The sequence below is a fragment of the Priestia sp. FSL W8-0524 genome (genome assembly GCF_038005965.1).
Classification (GTDB): Bacteria; Bacillota; Bacilli; order Bacillales; family Bacillaceae_H; genus Priestia; species Priestia zanthoxyli.
This window is the reverse complement of sequence record NZ_JBBOUG010000001.1, coordinates 3875250-3897631: the sequence shown is the minus strand read 5'-3', so window position 1 is coordinate 3897631 and position 22382 is coordinate 3875250. Positions and strand designations below refer to the sequence as shown.

Below are 22382 nucleotides of genomic sequence, written 5' to 3'. Positions count from 1 at the left end.
TGGTTCTAAAGTGAAAATAAGACAGAATAATAGCGGAGGTTACTATGTTTCGAAATGTAGCAGAACTAGTAGAATTAGCAGAAAGTCAAAATGTAAAAATTGCAGAAATTATGATTCAACAGGAAATAGATATCACGGGAGTTACTCGTGAAGAAATCATGGAAAAAATGGACCGGAACTTAACGGTTATGGAAGAAGCGGTTGAACGCGGTTTAAAAGGGGTACAGTCTGTTACAGGTTTAACAGGCGGGGATGCAGTGCTGCTTCAAAACTATATTCAAAGCGGAAAATCTTTATCTGGAAATTTGATTTTAGATGCAGTCAGCAAAGCTGTAGCGACAAACGAAGTAAATGCGGCAATGGGGACAATCTGTGCAACGCCTACTGCTGGATCTGCGGGGGTAGTGCCAGGAACGCTGTTTGCAGTGCAACATAAGCTAAACCCAACTCGTAAAGAAATGATTGAATTTTTATTTACATCAGGTGCTTTTGGGTTTGTTGTAGCCAATAATGCGTCTATTTCAGGAGCAGCAGGCGGATGTCAAGCAGAAGTTGGTTCAGCTTCAGGTATGGCAGCGGCAGCGATTGTTGAAATGGCAGGAGGTACACCGAGTCAGGCAGCTGAAGCAATGGCAATTACTCTCAAAAATATGCTAGGATTAGTATGTGACCCAGTAGCGGGGCTAGTAGAAGTTCCATGTGTGAAACGAAACGCAATGGGAGCGGCGAATGCAATGATTGCAGCAGATATGGCCTTAGCAGGCATTACAAGTCGTATTCCATGTGATGAAGTCATTGATGCTATGTATAAAATTGGTCAAACAATGCCGGTTGCATTACGAGAAACTGCACAAGGAGGCTTAGCGGCAACACCAACAGGTCGCGAGCTTGAAGCGAAGATCTTTGGTATTGCATTAAATAAAAGTGAATGAACTAACAACTATTTCAATTAAAACCATTAAAGGTATTGGAGATGAAACAGCACAAGCATTAGAGGATATGCATATTCACAGTGTGCATGACTTGTTAGAACATTTCCCATACCGCTATGAAGATTATGAGTTAAAAGATTTGGCTGAAGCAAAGCACGACGAAAAGGTCACCGTAGAAGGAAAGGTTCACAGCGTCCCCTCGCTTACGTATTACGGCAAAAAACGTTCGCGCCTTACGTTTCGGCTGCTAGTAAACCGCTATTTGATTACGGTTACTTGTTTTAATCGCCCTTACTATAAATCAAAGTTAGAAATCGATCAAACTGTTACGGTTACAGGGAAATGGGATCAGCATCGGCAAACGATTAACTTGCAGGAGCTTCAATTTTCTCCGTTTGTTAAAAATCAAACGATTGAGCCTGTTTACTCAGTTAAAGGCAGCTTAACGGTCAAAGGAATGCGGAAGTTCGTCTCTCTTGCGTTGAAGAATTATGGCAGCAGCATTCAGGATATGCTCCCGGCCTCTATTCGTTCTAGGTACAAACTAGTAACGCGTGAAGAAGCGGTTAGAAGTATTCACTTACCTCGTGATCATGAAGATTTAAAACAAGCGAGACGTCGATTTGTCTATGAAGAATTTCTACTTTTTCAATTAAAAATGCAGGCGCTGAGAAAGCGCGAAAGAGAAGAAACGCCTGGAATGAAGCAAGCATTTGATTCAACTGAGCTAGTAAACTTCACGAACTTGCTGCCGTTTCCGTTAACAAGCGCTCAAAAACGTGTAGTAAACGAAATTACGCACGATATGAAATCGCCTTATCGCATGAATCGCTTGCTGCAAGGTGATGTAGGGTCAGGTAAAACAGTCGTAGCAGCGGTTGCTTTATACGCCACTGTTTTAGCGGGACATCAAGGTGCTTTAATGGTACCGACTGAAATTTTAGCTGAACAGCATGCAGAGTCATTAACTGCGATGCTTGAAAAGGTAGGCATCAGCGTAGGCTTGCTAACAGGGTCTGTTAAAGGAAAAGCAAGAAGAGAGCTGCTTCAGCGAGTGAGAGACGGAGATGTTCATGTATTAGTAGGTACACATGCCTTAATTCAAGACGAAGTTATATATAATAGTTTAGGGCTCGTCATTACGGATGAACAGCACCGCTTTGGAGTTGGACAGCGCCGGGTTTTACGTGAAAAAGGAGAAAGTCCGGATGTACTGTTTATGACGGCGACTCCTATTCCAAGAACCCTTGCTATTACGGTGTTTGGAGAAATGGATGTGTCCATTATCGATGAAATGCCAGCAGGACGTAAGGCTATTGAAACGTACTGGGTAAAACATGATATGCTTGAACGTATTTTACATTTCGTTGAAAAAGAAATACACGATGGCAGACAAGCTTATGTTATTTGTCCGTTGATTGAAGAATCGGACAAGCTGGATGTTCAAAATGCAATTGATGTGCATGCAACACTCACTCACTATTTTAATGGAAAAGCAAGCGTTGGTCTCATGCACGGAAGATTGTCACCTGATGAAAAAGAAGAAGTGATGAAACAGTTTAGCGTAAATGACGTGCAGATTTTAGTATCAACAACGGTTGTAGAAGTAGGAGTGAACGTTCCGAATGCAACCGTAATGGTCATTTATGATGCAGAGCGCTTTGGGTTATCTCAGCTTCATCAGCTAAGAGGACGCGTAGGACGAGGAGATGCACAGTCATATTGTATTCTACTCGCGGATCCGAAATCAGAAGTTGGAAAAGAACGAATGACCATTATGACGGAAACAAACGATGGATTTGTATTATCAGAAAGAGACTTAGAGCTTCGTGGGCCTGGTGATTTCTTTGGTAGAAAACAAAGCGGGATGCCTGAGTTTAAAGTAGCGGATATGGTGCACGATTACCGTGCGCTTGAAGTAGCTCGAGAAGATGCTGCTAAGCTTGTAAATTCCGACAGTTTTTGGACAGAAGAGCAGTTTGCGCTGCTGAGAATACAATTAGAAGCAACGGGCGTATTAACTGGAGAAAAATTTGATTAGTAAAAGAGGCTGAAAGTAGTTTAGTTGAAGGGAAATCCGAACGATGAATCGAGATTCTTGATGAAGAATCCAACTCGTTCGGATTTTTTCATTGGCAGGGTGAACGTCGGTTTCATGTATGTAGATACTTTTAGCGGCTGTTAATAGTCATGAATATCCATAGTGTGATGCACAGAATACAGCATGTGAAAAATGTTGCAATTAGAAGGCAATGATTATATACTGCTATTAGTACCTAGTATTAAAAGTTCGGATGGTGGACAATGAAGCGCAGTAAAAAAGAAAGACAGCAGCTATTAAAAACGACAATTGAAGAAAACCCATTTATTACGGATGAAGAACTAGCAGACCGTTTTTCAGTGAGCGTTCAAACAATTCGATTAGACCGCCTAGAGTTGTCGATTCCTGAACTGCGAGAACGTATTAAGCATGTAGCTTCAAAACAACTAGACGAGGAAGTGCGTTCGCTTCCGATTGAAGAAGTAATTGGAGAAGTTATCGACATTGAACTAGATCAATCAGCGATATCTATTTTTGATGTGAAAACAGAGCATGTGTTTCAGCGTAATCAAATTGCTCGTGGTCACCACCTTTTTGCGCAAGCTAATTCGTTAGCTGTCGCTGTTATTAACAACGAACTAGCGCTCACAGCAGATGCGTCGATCCGTTATCATCGCCCTGTTAAGCTTCATGAACGAGTGATAGCAAAAGCGAAAGTTCTGTCAACTAGTGAAGTGCGAACCACCGTTGAGGTAAACAGCTATGTAGGGCAAGAGCAAGTGTTCTCTGGCACTTTTAAAATGTATCGTTCTACAAAGGATAAATAATAAAAAGGATGAGACCCAACATGAAACTAGCTATTGATGCAATGGGCGGAGATCATGCACCGAAAGCCATTATTGAAGGTGTAGAAAAAGCTACTGCTCAATTTAAAGAATTACATATTACGTTAATTGGAAACGAATCAGAAATAAAAAAGTATTTAACGAATTCAGATCGTATTTCGATTATTCATACAGAAGAAACCATTGATGCAACTGACGAGCCAGTGCGAGCTGTGCGTCGTAAAAAACAAGCATCTATGGTATTAATGGCAAATGAAGTAGCCGAAGGTCGTGCCGATGCTTGTATTTCAGCAGGAAATACAGGTGCGTTAATGACAGCCGGACTTTTTATTGTAGGTCGCATCAAAGGCATTGAACGCCCAGCACTTGCTCCGACGCTTCCGACACTAGATGGAAAAGGCTTTTTAATGCTAGATGTTGGTGCAAATGTTGATGCCAAGCCTGAACATTTGCTCCAGTACGCTGTGATGGGGTCGGTGTATGCCGAAAAAGTACGCGGCATTCAAGCTCCTAGAGTGGGACTGTTGAACATTGGAACTGAAGATAAAAAAGGAAATGACTTAACCAAACAAGCTTTTCAGCTACTAAAAAACGCTGATCTCAATTTTGTAGGCAACGTAGAATCTCGTGATTTGCTAAACGGCGTAGCCGATGTGGTTGTAACAGATGGTTTTACAGGAAATATGACTCTTAAGAGCATTGAGGGAACGGCGCTTTCCTTGTTTTCAATGATTAAACAAGAATTAATGAGCACGTTAAAAAGCAAGTTAGCCGCAGCGGTACTCAAGCCTCAGCTGCAGGGTTTAAAAGCGAAAATGGATTACAGTGAATATGGAGGAGCAGGGCTGTTTGGATTGCATGCGCCTGTTATCAAAGCGCACGGTTCGTCGGATGCGAATGCAGTATTTAGCGCGATTAAGCAAGCTGTGAATATGGTGGAAAACAATGTGTCTTCCACTATTCAAAAAGCAATCGAACAAACTGCTAATGAAGAAAAGGAGAGATAAGAAATGGGGAAAATTGCTTTTATCTTTCCAGGCCAAGGGTCACAAACTGTTGGTATGGGAAAAGATTTATATGATGAAACAGAGGAAGCAAAAAAGCTGATTGATACAGCTGACGAAGCTTTAGGGTTCAGTCTTTCAAACATTATTTTTGAAGGGCCTCAAGAAGAATTGACTTTAACTTATCACGCTCAACCTGCTCTTTTAACAACGAGTACAATGCTGCTTGAAGCGTTTAAAACGAGCGGAATTACACCCGATTTTGTTGCGGGTCACAGTCTAGGAGAATACAGTGCGCTTGTGGCTGCTGAGGTTTTATCGTTTAAAGATGCTGTTGTGGCTGTTCACAAAAGAGGTCGCTATATGGACGAAGCTGTACCAGCAGGTCAAGGTACAATGGCAGCAGTGCTTGGCATGTCTGCGGAAGATCTAGAAGCCGTTACCGCTCAAATTACAAACGAAGGCGACGCTGTTCAGCTTGCAAATATTAACTGTCCGGGTCAAATTGTTATTTCAGGTACGGTAAATGGCGTAGAAAAAGCAGGAGCTCTTGCCAAAGAAAAAGGTGCAAAACGCGTGATTCCTCTAGTGGTAAGCGGTCCGTTTCACTCTAGTTTAATGAAGCCAGCTGCTGAAAAATTACGTGATACGCTAGAAACAGTGGGCTTTAGCGATGCGAAAGTTCCAGTCATAGCAAACGTAACAGCAAAGCCGGTTACTGACAGTCAAGATATTCAAAACAAGCTAGTGGAACAACTGTATTCTCCAGTGAGATGGGAAGAAACAGTTGAGACACTTCTTGCAGAAGGTGTAGATACATTTGTTGAAATTGGACCAGGAAAAGTATTATCAGGTCTTGTGAAAAAAGTAAATCGCCGTGCGGCTGTTTACGCTGTTAATGATCTTACATCATTAAAATCAACGATTGACGCACTAAAAGGGGGAGAATAACATGTTACAAGGGAAAGTTGCAGTTGTAACAGGCGCTTCTCGCGGAATTGGTCGTGCCGTTGCAATTGAGCTGGGAAAGCTTGGTGCTAAAGTAGTTGTAAACTATTCTGGAAGCGAAGCGAAAGCTCTTGAAGTTGTGGATGAAATTAAAGGACTAGGAACGGATGCAATTGCTGTACAAGCAAATGTGGCAGAAAGTGATTCTGTACAAGCAATGATAAAAGAAGCGATTTCTACATTTGGTTCAGTAGATATTTTAGTAAACAACGCGGGCATCACACGTGATAATCTTCTTATGCGTATGAAAGAAGACGAATGGGATGATGTTATTAATACAAACTTAAAAGGCGTGTTTTTGTGTACAAAAGCGGTTACTCGTCAAATGATGAAGCAACGCGCAGGACGCATCATTAACATTTCATCAATTGTCGGCGTCAGCGGTAATGCTGGACAAGCAAATTATGTAGCAGCAAAATCAGGCGTGATTGGTTTAACAAAAACAACTGCCAAAGAATTAGCAAGCCGCAATATTACAGTGAATGCAGTTGCTCCTGGTTTCATTGCAACAGACATGACGGATAAATTGAATGAAGAAGTTCAGGCGGAAATGTTAAAGCAAATTCCTCTTGCAAGTTTTGGCCAGCCTGAGGATGTTGCGAACGCAGTTGCGTTTTTAGCATCAGATGCAAGCCGTTATATTACCGGTCAAACGATTCACGTTGACGGCGGAATGGTGATGTAAAAAAGGCACTTTACGAAAAGTGCAATTTGGTGATAAAGTACAAAGGGACGTTTACTAGGCGACCGATAAACTTTATTATTCAACCATAGTATTTTAGATGGAAATCATCTATAATGACTTGAGGGGAGGTGAAGAACAATGGCAGAGGTACTAGAACGCGTAACAACAATCATTGTTGATCGTCTTGGTGTAGACAAAAGTGAAGTGAAACTAGAATCTAGTTTCAAAGAAGACTTAGGTGCTGACTCTCTAGACGTAGTTGAATTTGTAATGGAGCTTGAAGAGGAATTCGATATCGAAATTTCTGACGAAGAAGCTGAAAAAATTTCAACTGTAGGAGATGCAGTTAATTACATACAGAGCCAAATTTAATCTGTAGTATATGTATGAAAAGCCCCGTTAAACAGCGGGGCTTTCTCTTCTTTTTAAGAATTTCAAAAAAAGACCTCTTTTTTTTGAAAAGGTAGTGTATCTTTTAGGATACCTCGTTTTATAATGAGAGATGGTAGGGAAAAACTACGAAACAATTGAAGCAGGTAAGCGGAGGTATTTTATGCCTAAACAATATTCAAATCGAGATCGAAAGATGAACGTGAAATTCAAGCAAAATTTTGCCGAGTTTCAAAAGGAAATTGGTATTCAGTTTACAAATGAAGCGCTTCTTTTTCAAGCATTTACACATTCATCCTATGTGAATGAGCATCGCAGAAGACCGTATGAAGACAACGAGCGTCTTGAGTTTTTAGGAGATGCCGTATTAGAGCTAACCGTATCACAATTTTTATTTAAAAAGTATCCAACGATGAGTGAAGGTGAGTTAACGAAGCTTCGTGCAGCAGTTGTGTGTGAACCGTCGCTTGTTACTTTTGCAAATGAAATGGATTTTGGTAAACTAGTGTTACTTGGAAAAGGTGAAGAGATGACGGGCGGCCGATCTAGACCGGCTTTACTGGCCGATGTGTTTGAAGCATTTATCGGAGCTCTTTATTTAGACCAAGGGCTTGATACGGTAGTAACGATTCTAAAAAAAGTTGTCTTTCCAAAAATTAATGAAGGTGCTTTTTCTCATGTGATGGATTTCAAAAGCCAGCTTCAAGAAGTGATTCAACGTGATGGAGTTGGACAATTAGAATACAAAGTTTTGCAAGAAAAAGGTCCAGCGCATAATCGCGAATTCTTATCTCGCGTATCGTTAAATGGTGAAGAGCTCGGCGTTGGTGTAGGCCGTTCGAAAAAAGAAGCAGAGCAAAAAGCAGCTCAAGTAGCTATTACGAAAATTAGAGCAAGTCAAACGAAATAAAATGATCCCCCTCTTAACGCATTCGTTATAAAGGGGGATTTGCTATGAAAAGATTACATGTGTGAGGGGGGATTTCTATGTTCCTCAAACGATTAGATATTGCAGGGTTCAAATCGTTTGCAGAAAAAGTATCGATAGATTTTGTGCCAGGTGTAACGGCGGTAGTAGGACCGAATGGGAGCGGAAAAAGCAACATTACGGATGCTATACGCTGGGTGCTTGGAGAACAGTCAGCCAAATCGCTTCGTGGAGGGAAAATGGAGGACATTATTTTTGCAGGAAGCGAATCACGCCGTGCGGTAAACGTGGCTGACGTAACGCTGACTTTGGAAAATGATGACCAGTTTCTCCCGCTTGATTATCATGAAGTTAGTATTACACGGCGCGTGTACCGCTCAGGAGACAGTGAATTTTTTATTAACAACCAGCCGTGCCGTTTAAAAGATATTGTCGATTTATTTATGGACTCAGGACTTGGAAGAGAAGCTTTTTCGATTATCAGTCAAGGAAAAGTAGAAGAAGTACTAAGCAGTAAATCTGACGAGCGCCGTAAAATTTTTGAAGAAGCAGCAGGTGTATTAAAATACAAAACGCGTAAACGAAAAGCGGAGCTTCGGCTTCTCGAAACGCAAGAAAATTTAAATCGAGTAGTAGATATTCTTCATGAAATTGAAGGTCAGTTAGAGCCTTTACAGATTCAGTCGTCCATTGCAAAAGATTATTTGCAGAAAAAAGAAGAATTAGAGCACATTGATGTGGCTGTTACGGTATTTGAAGTTGAAGATCTTCATCAGAAATGGGAAAAATTAAAAGCTGAAATGGCTCAGCACGAGCAGCTTGAAGAATCTCTCGCGACCAATATTCGCACGCGTGAAGGAGAAATTCAGACCCTTCGTTCGCATATTCAGCAAATCGATGAACAGCTAGACTCTTTACATAAAAAACTACTATATGTAAGTGAAGAAGTAGAAAAGCTAGAAGGCAAAAAAGAAGTATTAAAAGAGCGTAAGAAAAATGCTTTTCAAAATAAAGAGCAGCTGGAACGTTTAGTAAAAGAGTATACTCATAAGCATCAAGAGCTAAGTAAAGCAAAAGACAGCGAAGGAAAAGATCTTGAGCAATCTCAAAAAGAAGTGCAAGAGATACGTCTGAAGCTTACTGAGCAGGAACAGTTGTTCAGGCAGTACAGTGAGAATCTAGAAGAAAAACTTGAACAGATGAAAAGCGAATATTTTGAATTAGCGAACGCTCAAACATCCGCTCGAAATGAAATTTCATTTTTAGAGCAGCAAAAAATGCAAACGTTTGAAAAAGAGCAGCGCTTAACAAAATCCAACGAGCAATACGTCCAACAGCGCCGTGAATTAACGCAACGAAAAGAAGCGGCGATCAAAAGGCTCGCTCAGTTTCGTCAAGAGCTTCAGCAGGCTGTACAAGTGTATAAGCAGCAAGGAGAGAAGCTTGAGTCATTAAGGCAAGCCTATCGTAAACAAGAGTCTACGCTTTATCAAGCTTATCAGTACGTGCAACAGACAAAATCACGAAAAGAAATGCTTGAAGAGATGCAAGAAGACTATGAAGGTTATTTTCACGGTGTAAAAGAAGTATTAAAAGCGCGTGATGGGAAGCTTGCAGGTATTAAAGGTGCCATTGCTGAGCTAATTAATGTCCCAAAAGAGTATGAAACAGCGCTTGAAATTGCGCTTGGAGGAGCAGCTCAGCACATTGTCGTTCAAGACGAACAAAGTGCCCGTCAGGCAATTGGCTTTTTGAAACAAAACGGTTACGGAAGAGCTACATTTTTACCACTGACGTCTGTAAAAGACCGTTATGTTCCGGCGCAAACTATTTCTATGCTAGAGAGTCACGAAGCGTATGTAGGAATCGCTTCATCTCTTGTTAAATACGAAGCTACCTACGACCGAGTTATTAAAAATTTGCTTGGAACCGTTATTGTTGTCAATGATTTAAAAGGCGCGAATGAACTTGCCCGCCTTGTGCAGCATCGCTATCGTTTTGTGACCGTTAAAGGGGATGTGGTCAACCCCGGTGGTTCGATGACAGGCGGTTCAATGAAGCAAAAGTCCAACTCTTTGTTAGGCCGTCAGCGTGAAGTAGAAGCCATTACGGCAAAAATAGAAGAGATGGAACAAAAGACGCTTGTGCTCGAGCAAGATGTGAAAGATAAAAAGTCACAGATTGAAGAGCTTCAACAGGAAATTAATAAACAGCAGGCATTTGTGGAACGCTTGAAAGACAAAGAGCAGGAATCTGACCGAGAAGTAAAGCAAATTGACATCGAAGAAAAAGCAGTGAATGACCGCTTAACCATGTATGATCATGATATTGCTAGCTTTAGACAAGATCAAACAAGCTTGTCCGCTCGAATTGATGAGCTGCATACGAGTTTGCAGGGAAATCAGCAGCAGGCAAATGTATTAGAGAAAAACATTGACGAGTTAGCTGCACGCAAGCATACACAGCAAACGTCTAAAGAAACGGTTCAACATGAGCTTACAGAAGTAAAAGTGCTTCTTGCGAAAAAAGAACAGTTCCTTACAAATCAGCAAGAAAAATACGAAAGAGTGTGCTTTGAGCTTGATCAAACCATTCAGCGTTTGTCTGAAGCTACAGATGATCTTTCTCTTTTAACGAGTGAAATCACGAGCAACGACTCGGGTGAACTTCAGCTCGAAGAAGCGGCGCATGAGCGAATAAAAGAAAAGACAGAAACGTTACAATTAATGGATGACTGCAGATCAGAGCGGTTGAAAGCCCAGAATAAGCTTGAAGACGAAGAAAGGGTTGTAAAAGAGCTCCAGCGTCAGTACAAACAAATTACGGATGCTTTAAAAGATGAAGAAGTCAAAATCAATCGAATTGACGTAGAGCTAGACAGCCGTCTCCAGCAGCTGACAGAAGAGTACGAAATTAGCTTTGAAGCAGCAAAAGAAAAGTATCCTTTAACATTAGATATTCAAGAAGCAAGGAAAAAAATCAAGCTCATTAAGCTGGCAATTGATGAATTAGGAACCGTAAACTTAGGTTCTATCGAACAATACGAACGCGTTTCAGAACGCTATGAATTTTTAAATACGCAGCGAGCTGACCTCGACGAAGCGAAAAATACCCTGTATCAAGTGATTGAAGAAATGGACGAGGAAATGAAGAAACGTTTTTCTGATACGTTCTCTCGTATCCGCAATGAATTTGGTACAGTGTTCTCTTCACTATTCGGAGGAGGAAAAGCGGATTTGAAATTAACAGATCCGAAAGATTTATTAAATACAGGAGTGGAAATTGTTGCCCAGCCTCCTGGGAAAAAACTGCAGAATCTAGGGTTGCTGTCAGGCGGCGAGCGTTCGTTAACAGCCATTGCCCTCCTGTTTTCTATTTTGAAAGTACGTCCGGTGCCGTTTTGTGTGCTAGATGAAGTGGAAGCGGCGCTTGATGAAGCGAACGTTCATCGCTTCGCTACGTATCTACGCAAATTTAGTAATCAAACACAGTTCATTGTTATTACTCACCGAAAAGGTACAATGGAAGAAGCTGACGTACTGTACGGTGTGACAATGCAAGAATCTGGCGTATCGAAATTAGTCTCTGTTCGTTTAGAAGAATCAAAGCAATATGTTTAACTCATAGAATGAAAGGGTGGTACGAATGAGCTTTTTTAAGAAATTAAAAGAAAAAATTACAATGCAAACGGATTCTGTTACACAAAAATTTAAAGATGGACTATCAAAAACACGCAATTCTTTTTCGGAACGTGTGAATGATCTAGTGTCTCGCTATCGTCAAGTAGACGAAGAGTTTTTTGAGGAATTAGAGGAAATTTTAATTAGCGCTGATGTCGGCGTGGCTACCGTGTTGGATTTAATTGATGACTTAAAATCGGAAGTGAAACGCCGTAATATTAAGGACCCTCAAGATGTACAGGCTGTCATCTCTGAGAAATTAATTGATATTTATGAATCTGGTGAAGAGCAGATTGGTGAATTAAATATGCAGCAAAATGATTTAACGGTTATTTTGTTTGTAGGGGTAAACGGCGTTGGAAAAACAACAACAATTGGGAAAATTGCACATAAATTCAAACAAGAAGGCAAAAAAGTCGTAATGGCGGCAGGAGATACGTTCCGTGCCGGTGCGATTGAGCAGTTAGAAGTATGGGGAGAACGCGTTGGTGTTGATGTTATTAAGCAATCTGCAGGCTCTGACCCTGCCGCTGTCATGTATGACGCTGTTCAGTCAGCCAAGGCTCGAAAAGCAGATGTTTTATTATGTGATACAGCAGGTCGCCTTCAAAACAAAGTGAATTTAATGAAAGAATTAGAGAAAGTAAAGCGTGTTATTGAGCGAGAAATTCCTGGTGCTCCGCATGAAGTGCTTCTCGTACTTGATGCGACGACGGGTCAAAACGCTTTAAGTCAGGCTAAAACATTCTCAGAAGCAACGAACGTGACTGGAATTGTGTTAACAAAACTAGATGGTACGGCTAAAGGCGGGATTGTTCTTGCCATTCGAAACGAACTGAAGCTTCCTGTTAAATTCGTTGGACTTGGAGAAAAAGTAGACGACCTTCAGCCGTTTGACACGGAGCAATATATCTATGGGTTATTTGCCAATGCTGTAGAAGAAGAAACAGAAAAAGAGGCGTAATCTAAAAAGAGGCTGGGATAAAAGTATCTTCGTTGAAGGAAGATCCGAACGATTAATCGTTCGGATCTTTTTATTAGTAGGGTGGACGCAGGTTTCATATTTAGTCGTCTTTAAATTGAAGTAATTTAGTTATGTTTCCATCTCTTTTAAGTGGAAAAATGTGAGGTGTTAAGGAAAAAACTTGACATTCAAACCTCGCCTAGTTAAACTAATAACATGTAAAGGCTTTTCACTTAACAAGGGGGCGGTCAGATGGTTGAAAAGAGCGTGCATATGCTCGAGAAAACAACAAGAATGAATTACTTATTTGACTTCTATCAGGCGCTGTTGACGCCCAAACAAAGAAGTTATATGTCACTTTATTACTTGGATGATTATTCCCTCGGTGAAATAGCGGAAGAATTTGATGTGAGTCGTCAAGCAGTTTATGATAATATAAAACGTACAGAGCAAATGCTTGAACAATATGAGGAAAAGCTATTGTTATTTCAACGGTTTCAAGAGCGTCAATCAATTGTTCAACAACTGAAAGACGAACTTGCAGCCGACTTACACAAGAACAGTAAGCTTTCTTCTCTTCTTGATTCGCTCGAGAAATTAGATTAGGGGGCGGCGTATATGGCATTTGAAGGATTAGCCGACCGTTTGCAAAGCACACTGCAAAAGTTAAAAGGAAAAGGAAAAGTTAACGAAGCTGATGTTAAAGAAATGATGCGTGAAGTTAGACTTGCCCTTTTAGAAGCCGATGTAAACTTTAAAGTAGTAAAAGACTTTGTTAAGCGCGTAAGCGAACGTGCTGTAGGTCAAGACGTTCTTAAGAGCTTAACGCCTGGACAGCAAGTTATTAAGGTTGTACAAGAAGAATTAACTGCACTTATGGGCGGAGAGCAAAGCAAGATTGCAGTAGCTCCAAAAGCTCCAACTGTAATTATGATGGTTGGACTTCAAGGTGCAGGTAAAACAACAACAACTGGTAAACTTGCCAATTTATTACGTAAAAAATATAACCGTAATCCATTGCTTGTAGCAGCAGATATTTATCGTCCGGCAGCTATTAAACAGCTTGAAACACTAGGGAAACAGCTTAGCATGTCTGTTTTTTCATTAGGTGATCAAGTAAGTCCTGTGGAGATTGCGAAACAAGCTATTGCTCATGCGAAAGAAGAGCATCACGATTATGTATTAATTGATACAGCGGGACGTTTGCATGTTGATGAAAATCTAATGGAGGAGTTAGAACAGATCAAAGAGCTTTCTAACCCAGACGAAATTTTCCTTGTTGTCGATGCGATGACGGGTCAAGATGCAGTAAACGTTGCGGATAGCTTTAATAAGCAATTAGGATTAACTGGCGTTGTATTAACGAAACTAGACGGCGATACGCGCGGTGGTGCAGCGCTTTCTATTCGTGCAGTAACTGATACACCAATTAAGTTTGTCGGTCTTGGAGAAAAGATGGATGCTATTGAAGCATTCCACCCAGAGCGTATGGCTTCCCGTATCTTAGGTATGGGTGATGTGCTGACGCTTATCGAAAAGGCTCAGGCAAATGTAGATGCTGAAAAGGCAAAAGAGCTTGAAGCTAAGCTGCGCACGCAGTCATTTACATTTGATGACTTTTTAGATCAACTTGCTCAGGTGCGTCAAATGGGACCGCTTGATGAGCTAATTGGTATGCTTCCGGGCGCCAATAAAGTAAAGGGGCTCAAAAACCTGCAGGTTGATGAAAAGCAAATTAATCATGTAGAAGCAATTATTCGTTCGATGACGAAAGCGGAAAAAACAAACCCTGAAATCATTAATTCAAGTCGAAGAAAGCGTATTGCAAAAGGAAGCGGACGTTCTGTACAAGAAGTCAATCGTTTGCTTAAACAATTTGAAGACATGAAAAAAATGATGAAACAAATGACAAATATGTCAAAAGGCAAGAAAAAGGGTATGAAACTTCCATTCTTTTCATGATAAAATGCTTGATTTGAACTGAAAAAACCAAAGAAAATAAAATATTTTTCTAGTGTTAAGAAAAAAACCTTTACAAACATTTTACCTATTTGATATTATATTATCTTGTTGAAACATATTCGGAGGTGCTTTATAAAATGGCAGTAAAAATTCGTTTAAAACGTATGGGAGCTAAAAAATCTCCTTTCTATCGTATCGTAGCAGCAGACTCTCGTTCACCACGTGATGGACGTTACATCGAAGTAGTTGGAACTTACAATCCTGTAGTTCAACCAGCTGAAGTTAAAATCGATGAAGAGCTAGCTCTTAAATGGTTACAAAATGGTGCTAAACCATCTGATACAGTTCGTAACCTTTTCTCTAACGAAGGCATCATGGAAAAATTCCATAATGCTAAATTAGGAAAATAATTTCACTCGAGATGACATCACTAATCGAAACAATTGTAAAGCCGCTTGTTGATTATCCAGCTGATGTTAAAGTGGAGGAACAAGAAGATGAACGTCAAGTGACTTACATCCTTACTGTTCACCAAGAAGATGTCGGCAAAGTAATCGGCAAACAAGGCCGCGTTGCAAAAGCGATTCGAACTGTTGTGAATGCAGCAGCATCACAGCAAGGTAAAAAAGTGTATGTGAAAATTCAAGAGTAATCAAAAAGGGAGAGGGATAACCTCCCCCTTTTTTTATGTTATGATAAGATGAACGTTTTGATCACAGTAAGTCTTTTGCGAGCAAGAAGCAGCTATTTCAATATGCATGTAAAAAGCACAAGGTCACTATCTTGAGGGCGGAGGGAACGTTTTGAACATTATTCAAAAAGTGGTTGTGAAACAAGTGTTAACTGAAGCAAGCAAACAAGATCTTGAAAATCGTTTTATAAACCGCAAGCGGGCGCTTGAAAAGGAAATGGAACAGCTGAAATTTCAGTTAAAGCACATGGAAAAAGCCAATAAAGGTTCTTCTTTATTACATAGTCAATTTGAAAAAGAAAAATCCGCTCGCCTTGAAAAAATTGAAGTGTTGAACTTTCAGCTGACGCAATTAGAAAAGCTTCCTTTAGGGAGCGAACTCGTTGAAACGGAACTGGATGCCTTAGTAGAGGTAAAAATCGGCGATGATTGGGAAAAGATAAAAGAAAGTAAAACAATTATTATAAAAGATAGCAAAGTTGTTGAGATTAGATAGAGGTGAAGAAGCATGAAATGGTTTAAGGTTGGAAAAATTGTGAATACCCATGGTGTAAAAGGAGAAATTCGTATTGTATCAACTACGGATTTTGCTGATGAGCGCTATGAAAAAGGAAATAAACTTTATATCTTCAAAGAAAAGCAAAGCGAGCCGGTGGAAGTAACGGTAGCAAGCCATCGCAGGCATAAAAATTTTGATCTGCTTACATTCGAAGGCTATCACAACGTAAATGATGTTGAGCAGTACAAAAACTGCGAAGTGAAAATTCCTGAGGAGCAGCTAACGGATTTAGAAGACGGTGAATTTTATTTCCACGAAATTATTGGCTGTACAGTAAAAACAGAAGACGGAGTAGAGGTAGGAACGGTCAAAGAAATTCTAACGCCGGGAGCTAATGATGTGTGGGTCGTTAAAAAAGGCGGAAAAGAAGTTCTTATTCCTTACATCGACGACGTTGTACAATCTATTGATATAGAGGAAAAAGAGATTGTTATTACAGTAATGGAAGGGTTATTGGACTAATGAAAATTGATGTACTATCGCTATTTCCTTCTATGTTTGACGGTGTTTTTGGTGAATCAATTTTGAAAAAAGCACAGGAAAAAAATGCGGTTGAACTGAATGTAGTTAATTTCCGAGAATATTCTACGAACAAACATCAAAATGTGGACGATTATCCTTACGGCGGAGGTGCTGGAATGGTATTGACACCTCAGCCTATTTTTGACGCTGTAGAAAAGCTGACTGAAACAGCTAAGAAGCCCCGGGTAGTTTTGCTTTGTCCGCAGGGCGAACGCTATACACAGGCAAAAGCAGAAGAACTAGCAGCAGAAGAGCATTTAATTTTTATTTGCGGTCATTACGAAGGATATGATGAACGAATTCGTGAGCAGCTGGTAACTGATGAAATTTCAATTGGTGACTATGTATTAACTGGAGGAGAGCTTGGTGCAATGGTTGTGATCGATAGCGTTGTTCGCCTGCTTCCTGATGTGCTTGGCAATAATCATTCAGCTGTACAAGACTCACACAGTACAGGTTTACTAGAGCACCCCCACTATACGCGTCCTGCTGATTTTAGAGGCTTAACAGTTCCTGAAGTACTTATGTCAGGAAATCATAAAAAAATTGAACAGTGGCGCCAAAAAGAGTCTTTAAAGCGCACGTTGCTTCGAAGACCGGATATGCTTGAAAAGATGGAGCTAACGGAAGAGCAAAAGAAACTAGTAGCTCAATTAAAAGAGGAAAACAACCTTTCATAAATCCATAAAATTTATGCATAAACTCTGTTGCATACGGTATAAGAGTGTGCTAAGATAGATTTTGTGGCTTGGGCAGATGTCTGGTCACCTATAACGATGTTCCGCTGCAATGATTGAAAAGCATTGGTATGAGCGTCTGTTGGAAGGAGTTGAAACACGCGATGCAAAAATTAATCGAAGAGATTACAAAAGAACAATTAAAAACAGATCTTCCTACGTTCCGTCCTGGTGATACTGTACGTGTACACGTAAATATCGTTGAGGGTACTCGTGAACGTGTTCAGGTATTTGAAGGTGTTGTTATTAAGCGTCGTGGCGGTGGTATCAGCGAAACATTTACAGTACGTAAGATTTCTTACGGTGTAGGTGTAGAGCGTACATTCCCACTTCATACGCCAAAAATTGCAAAAATCGAAGTAATGCGCCGCGGTAAAGTACGCCGTGCGAAACTTTATTACCTACGTGAATTACGTGGTAAAGCTGCGCGTATTAAAGAAATTCGATAATAGTAAAGGGGAGCTTGTTTATACAAGCTCCTTTTTTCAAATGTTTTTTTAGAACGATTCGTTCTCTGACAGTGAAAAATAGACGTACAAGTCATCATTTTTTTATTCTATTTATTTATTAGGCGTTTCAAACATTATCGTTTAAAATAAAGGTATGACATAAGAGTTGGAGGACTGAAGATGGCTCGAAAGAAAAATGAACTGTGGGAATGGATAAAAGCAATCGCCATTGCCGTACTGTTAGCTGTTGTAATTCGCTATTTTTTGTTTGCACCGATTGTAGTAGATGGACTTTCTATGATGCCTACGCTGCATGACCAAAATCGAATGATTGTAAATAAGTTCTCCTATAAGATTGGTGATCCTGATCGCTTTGATATTATTGTTTTTCATGCTACAGCGGAAAAAGATTACATAAAACGTATTATCGGACTGCCGGGTGATCATATTGAGTATCGAAATGATACGCTATATGTAAATGGAAAAGCTTATAAAGAGCCCTATTTAGATCAGTATAAAAAAGAAGTGATTGACGGTAATTTAACCGAAGATTTTAAACTAGAAGACGTAACGGGTAAAAAGACCGTGCCAGAAGGCTATTTGTTCGTGATGGGAGACAATCGACGCTACAGTAAAGACAGCCGTCAGATTGGCTTTGTGAGCATGGACAAGGTGCTTGGTAAAACTAGTGCCGTATACTGGCCGATTAAAGAAGCGCGTTTTGCAAAGTAAAATATAAAAGGTGAGTAAAATATGACAATTCAATGGTTTCCTGGCCATATGGCCAAGGCCAGAAGACAAGTAACTGAAAAGCTAAAATTGATTGATATTGTATACGAACTGGTTGATGCACGCATTCCGCAATCATCGCGAAATCCAATGATTGATGAGATTATTGTGAACAAGCCCAGAATCGTATTGTTGAATAAAGTGGACAAAGCGGATCCGCGCGTCACTCAGCAGTGGTTAGATTATTACAAAGAACAAGGTATTTATGCCTTAGCTATTGACGCACAAGCAGGTAAAGGAATGAAACAAATTGTTTCGTCTTCTAAAGAACTTCTTCAAGAGAAGTTTGACCGCATGCGCGCAAAAGGAGTTAAAAAAACCCGCGCTATCCGTGCGATGATTGTAGGGATTCCTAACGTCGGTAAATCAACGCTAATTAATCGCCTTGCCAGCAAAAAAATCGCCAAGACGGGAGATCGTCCAGGTGTGACGCAGGCACAGCAGTGGATTAAGGTAGGAAACGAGCTAGAGCTGCTTGATACGCCAGGTATTTTGTGGCCTAAGTTTGAAGATGAAACAGTTGGATATAAGCTTGCGACAACGGGTGCTATCAAAGATACCATTTTAAATATGCAAGATGTCGCTGTTTATGCGCTGCGCTTCTTAACTAGCCATTACCCAGAACAATTAAAGCAGCGTTATGATTTAAATGAAATCCCTGAAGACATTGTAGAGCTTTTTGATGCAATTGGGTCGCGCCGCGGCTGTTTAATGGGTGGCGGCATGGTGGATTACGATAAAACAGCTGAGCTTGTTCTTCGAGAAATTCGAACGGATAAAATTGGCACCTTTACATTTGATGATCCAAGTGAAGCTGAACAACAGCTGTAAGCAACACATTGCGAACTGAAGCAAAAAACGCCTCTGCCTTTTCAGCATGAGGCGTTTTTTATGTGAAAGTGCCGCGTGAAAATGTTGATATAAAGAAGGTGGAGCTAATGAAAAAGAGTATTAAGGAAATAAAAGAGGAACTAAAGCAAGTGAGAAGCCCGGAAGATGCTTTATTTAAGGCATATGCGCAAGATGAGCGTAAAGGTGTGCAGCAGGTTATTATTCAAAAACAAAGGCAATTTGAAGCGGCTGAGCGCTTGAAGCAACAGTTTGATGAAATGATGGCATATGAAAATGAATTATATAGGCAAGGAGCAACTTATATTGCCGGAGTAGACGAAGTAGGAAGGGGACCGTTAGCAGGACCGGTAGTAGCAGCTGCTGTTATTTTGCCTCCCGATTTTTTTCTCCCTGGTCTGACGGATTCAAAGAAGTTATCAGAAGCAAAGCGAGAAGCGTTTTATGAAGAAATTTGTAAAAAAGCTGTCGCTATCGGTATAGGGATTATAGACGCAGAGGTCATTGATTCTATTAATATTTACGAAGCAACAAAAAAGGCTATGACTGAAGCCATTGAACTGCTGGCAGTTCAGCCTGATGAACTGCTCATTGATGCGATGAAGCTGCCGGTGCCTATTTCGCAGCAGTCAATCATTAAAGGCGATGCTACAAGCATTTCAATTGCTGCAAGTTCTGTTATTGCAAAAGTGACGCGAGATCGAATGATGAAAGAACTTGGTGAACGCTATCCTGCATACGGATTCGAAAAACATATGGGATATGGAACAAAACAACATTTAGAAGCAATCGAACAATATGGAATTTTGCCAGAACACCGCCGATCTTTTGCACCGATAAAAAACCAAGTAAACTAGAACATGATACCCGAGCATATCTCTGCTTTTTAGCGCATGTTTCAATGCGGGATTCTAGGCTTAAAAAGAATATAGCCTATGTAAGCGGAGATATTGCAGCGGGAAAAATTCGTAAATTATTTTCCTCTCAGTCTGCTTTAGTTATGAAGGTTGATTTACATGATCAACCACACGTTTAACGTCCGCAGAGCCTCATCTACTTCATAAGGTATGGTTAAGTACTATCTCCATAAAAATATCAATTTTCTTATTATTTCAATATTTTTCACTAGAATAGTAGACAATTAGACAATTATTTTTATACAATGAAAGCGCAGTCTATTTTGTGCAGTATAGTTTTGTGGTTGATTATGTTAGGAGGATGGGAAATGAATATCCATGAGTATCAAGGAAAAGAACTACTCAGAAAATATGGGGTTGCAGTACCAAACGGTCGAGTAGCTTTTACTGTTGAAGAAGCAGTTGAAGCAGCAAAGGAATTAGGTTCACAAGTATCAGTGGTGAAAGCACAAATCCATGCTGGTGGACGCGGTAAAGCGGGCGGTGTCAAAGTAGCAAAAAACTTAGATGAAGTTCGTACATATGCACAAGATATTTTAGGAAAGACCCTCGTAACGCACCAAACAGGCCCTGAAGGAAAAGAAGTTAAGCGCTTGTTAGTTGAAGAGGGATGCGATATTAAGAAAGAATACTACATCGGTTTAGTTCTTGATCGTGCAACGTCTCAAGTTGTATTGATGGGTTCTGAAGAAGGTGGAACTGAAATTGAAGAAGTGGCGGAAAAAACGCCTGAAAAAATCTTTAAAGAATATGTAGATCCTGCGATTGGTTTACAAGCATTCCAAGCTCGCAGACTTGCATTTAATATTAATATTCCAAAAGAATTAGTTGGAAAAGCAGTTAAATTCATGACAGGTTTATATACAGTATTTGTTGAAAAAGACTGCTCAATTGCAGAGATTAACCCTCTAGTTGTAACAGGTGACGGAGACGTTATGGCATTGGATGCGAAGTTAAACTTTGATTCAAATGCGCTGTATCGTCAAAAAGATATTCTTGAATATCGTGACCTTGAAGAGGAAGATGCTAAAGAAATTGAAGCATCTAAATACGACTTAAGCTACATTTCACTAGACGGTAATATCGGTTGTATGGTAAACGGTGCAGGTTTAGCGATGGCAACGATGGATATTATTAAGCATTACGGAGGCGACCCTGCTAACTTCCTGGATGTTGGGGGCGGCGCAACTGCTGAAAAAGTAACAGAAGCATTTAAAATTATTTTATCTGACCAAAATGTAAAAGGTATTTTCGTTAATATTTTCGGCGGAATTATGAAATGTGATGTTATTGCAACAGGTGTTGTTGAAGCAACAAAACAAGTTGGATTAAGCCTTCCATTAGTTGTTCGCTTAGAAGGAACAAACGTTGAACTTGGAAAAGAAATTTTACAAAAATCAGGCTTAAATATCACAGCTGCTGAATCTATGGCAGACGGCGCACAAAAAATCGTTTCACTAGTGAAATAGAAAGGCTGGGGGATAGGAATGAGCGTATTTATTAATCAAGATACAAAAGTAATTGTACAAGGAATTACAGGCGGAGTTGGCCTTTTTCATACACAGCAAATGTTAGAATATGGAACAAAAATTGTTGGTGGCGTAACGCCGGGTAAAGGCGGCTTAGAAGTAGAAGGTGTTCCGGTATTTAATACGGTTGCCGAGGCGAAAGAAAAAACAGGCGCAACGGCTTCTGTTGTATATGTTCCACCAGCATTCGCAGCTGACTCCATTATTGAAGCAGTTGACGCAGATTTAGATTTAGTTATTTGTATTACAGAAGGTATTCCAGTATTAGATATGGTAAAAGTAAAGCGTTATATGGAAGGAAAACGTACGCGTCTTGTAGGGCCTAACTGCCCAGGTGTTATTACACCGGAAGAATGTAAAATTGGCATTATGCCAGGGTACATTCACAAAAAAGGTCATGTAGGTGTAGTTTCGCGTTCTGGTACATTAACATATGAAGCTGTTCACCAACTTTCTGAAGCTGGAATTGGCCAATCAACAGCTGTTGGTATCGGCGGTGACCCGGTGAATGGCACGAACTTTATCGATGTATTAAAAGCGTTTAATGAAGATGAAGATACGTATGCAGTAATTATGATTGGGGAAATCGGCGGTACAGCAGAAGAAGAAGCGGCAGAATGGGTAAAAGCAAATATGACAAAACCTGTTGTCGGCTTCATTGGCGGTCAAACAGCGCCTCCAGGAAAACGTATGGGCCATGCTGGTGCGATTATTTCAGGTGGTAAAGGGACAGCGTCTGAAAAAATTAAAACAATGAATGAGTGCGGTATCCAAGTAGCTGAAACACCATCTGTTATGGGAGAAACACTTATTAAAGTGTTAAAAGAACAAGGCATTTACGAGCAGTGTAAGACTCATTAATAGAAGACATATAGCCTCCTTTGACCGGGGGCTATTTTGT

At 40.3% G+C, this 22382-nt stretch carries 23 protein-coding genes; all 23 read left to right on the top strand.

Going from position 1 to position 22382, the window contains the following annotated elements; translation table 11 throughout:
* Positions 1-44: 44 nt before the first annotated feature.
* Positions 45-932 carry an L-serine ammonia-lyase, iron-sulfur-dependent, subunit alpha gene (gene sdaAA, locus NST66_RS20385; protein WP_013084817.1) on the top strand — a complete coding sequence of 296 codons (888 nt, stop codon included), beginning with the start codon at positions 45-47 and terminating at the stop codon, positions 930-932.
* Positions 925-2973: an ATP-dependent DNA helicase RecG gene (gene recG, locus NST66_RS20380; protein ID WP_033579773.1), complete on the top strand. Its 2049-nt coding sequence runs from the start codon at positions 925-927 to the stop codon at positions 2971-2973. The genes sdaAA and recG overlap by 8 nt, the downstream gene beginning before the upstream one ends.
* Positions 2974-3236: 263 nt before the next feature.
* Entirely contained in the window at positions 3237-3800 is a 564-nt protein-coding gene (gene fapR / locus NST66_RS20375) for a transcription factor FapR (RefSeq protein ID WP_013058909.1), read from the top strand.
* Positions 3801-3820: 20 nt separating this feature from the next.
* On the top strand, positions 3821-4825 hold the full coding sequence (plsX, locus tag NST66_RS20370) for a phosphate acyltransferase PlsX (protein ID WP_028410795.1): 1005 nt from the start codon (positions 3821-3823) through the stop codon (positions 4823-4825).
* A 3-nt stretch (positions 4826-4828) separates the two neighbouring features.
* Positions 4829-5773, top strand: a complete 945-nt coding sequence (gene fabD / locus NST66_RS20365; protein WP_034265275.1) for an ACP S-malonyltransferase — start codon at positions 4829-4831, stop codon at positions 5771-5773.
* 1 nt (position 5774) lies between these two features.
* Entirely contained in the window at positions 5775-6515 is a 741-nt protein-coding gene (gene fabG, locus NST66_RS20360) for a 3-oxoacyl-[acyl-carrier-protein] reductase (RefSeq protein ID WP_013058906.1), read from the top strand.
* A 138-nt stretch (positions 6516-6653) separates the two neighbouring features.
* Positions 6654-6887 carry an acyl carrier protein gene (acpP, locus tag NST66_RS20355; RefSeq protein ID WP_013058905.1) on the top strand — a complete coding sequence of 78 codons (234 nt, stop codon included), beginning with the start codon at positions 6654-6656 and terminating at the stop codon, positions 6885-6887.
* 181 nt (positions 6888-7068) lie between these two features.
* Positions 7069-7815, top strand: coding sequence for a ribonuclease III (rnc, locus tag NST66_RS20350; protein WP_013058904.1), 747 nt, complete (start codon positions 7069-7071; stop codon positions 7813-7815).
* 77 nt (positions 7816-7892) lie between these two features.
* Positions 7893-11453 (top strand): chromosome segregation protein SMC, encoded by a 3561-nt coding sequence (smc, locus tag NST66_RS20345; protein ID WP_328173617.1) that lies wholly within the window; start codon positions 7893-7895, stop codon positions 11451-11453.
* Positions 11454-11478: 25 nt separating this feature from the next.
* On the top strand, positions 11479-12477 hold the full coding sequence (gene ftsY, locus NST66_RS20340; RefSeq protein WP_013058902.1) for a signal recognition particle-docking protein FtsY: 999 nt from the start codon (positions 11479-11481) through the stop codon (positions 12475-12477).
* Positions 12478-12750: 273 nt separating this feature from the next.
* On the top strand, positions 12751-13083 hold the full coding sequence (locus NST66_RS20335; RefSeq protein ID WP_025750337.1) for a putative DNA-binding protein: 333 nt from the start codon (positions 12751-12753) through the stop codon (positions 13081-13083).
* Between the two features lie 12 nt (positions 13084-13095).
* A complete protein-coding gene (ffh, locus tag NST66_RS20330) occupies positions 13096-14439 on the top strand; it encodes a signal recognition particle protein (protein WP_028411443.1) in 1344 nt (447 codons plus the stop codon).
* A gap of 137 nt (positions 14440-14576) precedes the next feature.
* Positions 14577-14849, top strand: coding sequence for a 30S ribosomal protein S16 (gene rpsP / locus NST66_RS20325; RefSeq protein ID WP_013058899.1), 273 nt, complete (start codon positions 14577-14579; stop codon positions 14847-14849).
* Between the two features lie 11 nt (positions 14850-14860).
* Positions 14861-15091: a KH domain-containing protein gene (locus NST66_RS20320; protein ID WP_013058898.1), complete on the top strand. Its 231-nt coding sequence runs from the start codon at positions 14861-14863 to the stop codon at positions 15089-15091.
* Positions 15092-15242: 151 nt separating this feature from the next.
* On the top strand, positions 15243-15626 hold the full coding sequence (locus NST66_RS20315; RefSeq protein WP_340843676.1) for a YlqD family protein: 384 nt from the start codon (positions 15243-15245) through the stop codon (positions 15624-15626).
* Positions 15627-15638: 12 nt separating this feature from the next.
* The gene (gene rimM, locus NST66_RS20310) at positions 15639-16151 is read left to right on the top strand and encodes a ribosome maturation factor RimM (RefSeq protein WP_028411442.1); all 513 of its coding nucleotides are present in this window, start codon (positions 15639-15641) and stop codon (positions 16149-16151) included.
* On the top strand, positions 16151-16891 hold the full coding sequence (gene trmD, locus NST66_RS20305; protein ID WP_014458419.1) for a tRNA (guanosine(37)-N1)-methyltransferase TrmD: 741 nt from the start codon (positions 16151-16153) through the stop codon (positions 16889-16891). Before rimM ends, trmD begins: the two co-directional genes overlap by 1 nt.
* A gap of 161 nt (positions 16892-17052) precedes the next feature.
* Positions 17053-17397 (top strand): 50S ribosomal protein L19, encoded by a 345-nt coding sequence (gene rplS / locus NST66_RS20300; protein ID WP_013084808.1) that lies wholly within the window; start codon positions 17053-17055, stop codon positions 17395-17397.
* A 180-nt stretch (positions 17398-17577) separates the two neighbouring features.
* On the top strand, positions 17578-18129 hold the full coding sequence (gene lepB / locus NST66_RS20295) for a signal peptidase I (RefSeq protein ID WP_013058893.1): 552 nt from the start codon (positions 17578-17580) through the stop codon (positions 18127-18129).
* A gap of 21 nt (positions 18130-18150) precedes the next feature.
* The gene (gene ylqF, locus NST66_RS20290) at positions 18151-19017 is read left to right on the top strand and encodes a ribosome biogenesis GTPase YlqF (protein ID WP_340843675.1); all 867 of its coding nucleotides are present in this window, start codon (positions 18151-18153) and stop codon (positions 19015-19017) included.
* A 107-nt stretch (positions 19018-19124) separates the two neighbouring features.
* Positions 19125-19892 (top strand): ribonuclease HII, encoded by a 768-nt coding sequence (locus NST66_RS20285; RefSeq protein WP_033579775.1) that lies wholly within the window; start codon positions 19125-19127, stop codon positions 19890-19892.
* A gap of 368 nt (positions 19893-20260) precedes the next feature.
* Positions 20261-21421 (top strand): ADP-forming succinate--CoA ligase subunit beta, encoded by a 1161-nt coding sequence (gene sucC / locus NST66_RS20280; RefSeq protein WP_013058890.1) that lies wholly within the window; start codon positions 20261-20263, stop codon positions 21419-21421.
* Between the two features lie 18 nt (positions 21422-21439).
* Positions 21440-22342, top strand: a complete 903-nt coding sequence (gene sucD, locus NST66_RS20275; protein WP_013058889.1) for a succinate--CoA ligase subunit alpha — start codon at positions 21440-21442, stop codon at positions 22340-22342.
* Positions 22343-22382: the final 40 nt, after the last annotated feature.